Here is a 3038-nt window from a genome sequence, read left to right on the forward strand (position 1 = left end):
TCAAAGAAACCAGGCTGCTTCATCTTCCACCATCCCCAATCAACGCCGAAGAAATGGAATCACACAGAACAGCTCAGAGACAAAGGGTTTTTCGAACCCTCCATCTGGTGGTTCTATACGAGATAGAAGAACAGCCAAGCGTGCATGAATAGATCTTAAAACCCCTCGGGGTTCCTGAATTTCTCGTATTTTTTTTGTAGTGCCACGATAAAGCTCAAGGCTACGTTCGCTATATGGATGTTTCATCACAATAGCGTCCTTAAGTTCGGCAGAAGTTATTCCCAGAACCTCGGCGAGACGACGTCGGGAACGAATTTTGAATAACCTTGACTGATTAAGAAGATGTCTTTTGGGGGGCATTAGGCAACTTCCCTGCCTGCCTTAGCAGCGACCATTTGTAATAATGATAGAACTTTCGATGAGATGGTCAGTCTAAGTTTTTCTGATTTTGAGGGGTTGGCCATTTCTTCAGAAAAAAACATAATGGACGAGACAGGCATTTTGAATTCGCATGCATAACGCTGAAGTAAATCAAGCGTGGGTTTTTTCTTACCCTTTTCGATTTCCGAGAGGAAAGATGGAGCTATTCCAAGCTTTTCTGCGGCATTTTTTTGTGAGAGATCATGGAAAACCCGGATCATGCGTAAAGCGTCTCCAATCACAGGCTTTCTCCTAATCAGTAAGATGTTAACAGTTGGATTACCGGGCCTTGAGTTTCATTGCCTCTGGATAAATCGCAGTATTTCGTAAATCATACGAGATACTGCAATAATTGTCCGCAACACGAGTGGATTACAGCTAACGCGGCATATCGCTGCCACTGCTTGTCCCCACCTAGAAACCCCACGTTGCCTATCAGCACCTGACCAATTACTCATTGGCTTGTCCTCCATCACCACCACGAAATTGTGGTAGCCCGCCGAGATGGATTACTTGGGTGACAACGCTTTAAGCCCGGTTCTCCTTCCAGGCGCGGTTTCCACCGGGCCGCGCCCCCTCTGCGCCGACTGACGCTGACGGATGGGAGAGAGCTTTCGCTCTCCACGGATCGGAAAACGATCCAAACAATGACGGAAATCCCTCAGTTGCTGATAAGCATTATGAATGCATGATCGATCATGGCACGTCAAGAATATAATTCGCTGAGGGCGAATTATATTTTGTGTAGGGCTATCGGCCTCGTTGGAGCTCAACGTAATTTGGAGGGTTCGAAATACTCTTTGGTTTTATGACTTGCTGTCGAAAACCAGAAGATAATGATAATCAAAGTTATTATTTATCAGCCGCTTATGAATCCATTTAATCTGGATAATGTTCTACCGAGGCCATAAAAATCCACTTATTAATGATAAAAATATCAGGCTAATTTCATGAGAATTTAACTGCGTATTCTGGTGGAAATTACGTCAGCAATGGGGGCGCAAGCCGCATGTTCGCTTACCGTGTGCAAAGCGGACTTACAGCTTTCGCCTTCATTTCTGCCGTCCAACGTTTCTTCGCACGTGTCGCAAAGCGGACGTGATAACTCGGGTTTGTCGTTTCGCCTTATGATAGACTTCCAGATGGGACAGATGTGGAACAAGTCGCCATCTGGGCGCGGCAGTATGGCGCCACAGAGTTTGCCTTCGATGCGGAAATCGCTAACATTGAGAGCCGCGCCGCGCACTGGGCTCTCAGTTGCGACGAGACCGAACGGGTCGTCTTTTTCTGCAAGCGCCTTACCTAATCAAGATCGCCCGATGTTCGCTCCCTATCTCGACCGATGGAACCTGATTCCCGACGGCGATCCGATCGTGACGGCCACGTCCCACCTACTGCCGGTGCTGGTTCAGGCAGGCGACGCGTTGCTCCTGGCGCGCACCACGGGGTGTGGCTCTCTCGCGAGTTGGGCGTGGGACGATCGCGACAGTGCTCGGAATTCCTACCCACCTATATGGCATGGAATTTGAAAGTAAGATATCAACAGTCGATTCACTTTAAAAGAAATACTGGGTCAAACATGACAATTGGTGCGATTTATTTTCTTGGGGACGAGTTCGTTGCCTTGTCCGACGGAAAAATTAGTCGAAATGACGGCACAACGAGCCTCGACAGTGCCGAGAAGATGAGGGTATTTGAACCGTACTATACGTTTGCTACAGCAAATATGGGCAGAGTAAAATTCCGAAAAAAGACTTTCGGTAAATGGTTTATTTCATATGCTGGAACTCACCTTCTCTGTACGGAGACCATAAATAGGTTTTTGGATATTTTTGTTAAATTATACGCCGATTACACCAATTCAGGACAATGCATAGAAATCGTAGAGGGGTTCGCAGCCGCGGATACGTATCATGACGATATAAATATTCCTCCAAATGAGCTCCCAGAAATGGATGGATTATTTATCGCAAGGTTATTGCAACAAGCGATGGTCGAATCAGGGTCGGAGTTTGGAGGAAACCGATATGCCCCTGATGCAGAATTCTTATTATTCGGGCTCGAAGGCGGATCACGATGGAAGGCGTTTAAATTTCAATACGACAACACACATTTCCAAAAGGGGGATAGGGCAAAAGCAACATTTGAATCCATCCGTTCTAGTACTCTTGCGACAATCGGCGACCCTTCTCGGATAGATATCCTATATTCAGTTCCCGATTTGAAAGACCTGTTGGAGCGAAGCAGTATAAACGCAATGGAATACAGCTATGGATCTAAATCAACTCAAGATATTCAGCTGATGACAAAATTTCCCGATAGTCCTGGATCATACATATACGACAGAGTAATCGATATTCTTCCACGATTGGTTAACGAAGGTGTTGGGGGAACATTTAGAGTTGTATATGGTAAGTACTCGACAATTATAAGTGACGTTCACCTCCCTATCGAGGGACAATAAAAAGAGGATTCTGTAAAAATATACTAACCACGGACTAAACCGCCCTGAAATTGGAGAATATGTCAGCTTTAAAGTGATCTTGCCGCAAAGCTGACGCTCTGCTTCCCTGAAGGGTTTCGGGCGCCGCGAGGCGTACGAAAGTCTGGGAAGACCG

At 46.3% G+C, this 3038-nt stretch carries 2 protein-coding genes; one reads left to right on the forward strand and one right to left on the reverse strand.

What is annotated here, in order from left to right; genetic code table 11:
* Nucleotides 1–359: 359 nt before the first annotated feature.
* Nucleotides 360–662 (reverse strand): helix-turn-helix domain-containing protein, encoded by a 303-nt coding sequence (locus APA10_RS11320; RefSeq protein WP_035366613.1) that lies wholly within the window; start codon nucleotides 660–662, stop codon nucleotides 360–362.
* Nucleotides 663–1999: 1337 nt separating this feature from the next.
* On the opposite strand from APA10_RS11320, the gene APA10_RS11335 reads away from it, so the two are divergent.
* The gene (locus APA10_RS11335; protein WP_035366616.1) at nucleotides 2000–2884 is read left to right on the forward strand and encodes a hypothetical protein; all 885 of its coding nucleotides are present in this window, start codon (nucleotides 2000–2002) and stop codon (nucleotides 2882–2884) included.
* The last annotated feature ends 154 nt before the right edge of the window (nucleotides 2885–3038 follow it).

Source organism: Acetobacter pasteurianus subsp. pasteurianus LMG 1262 = NBRC 106471 (assembly GCF_000285275.1).
Lineage (GTDB): Bacteria > Pseudomonadota > Alphaproteobacteria > Acetobacterales > Acetobacteraceae > Acetobacter > Acetobacter pasteurianus.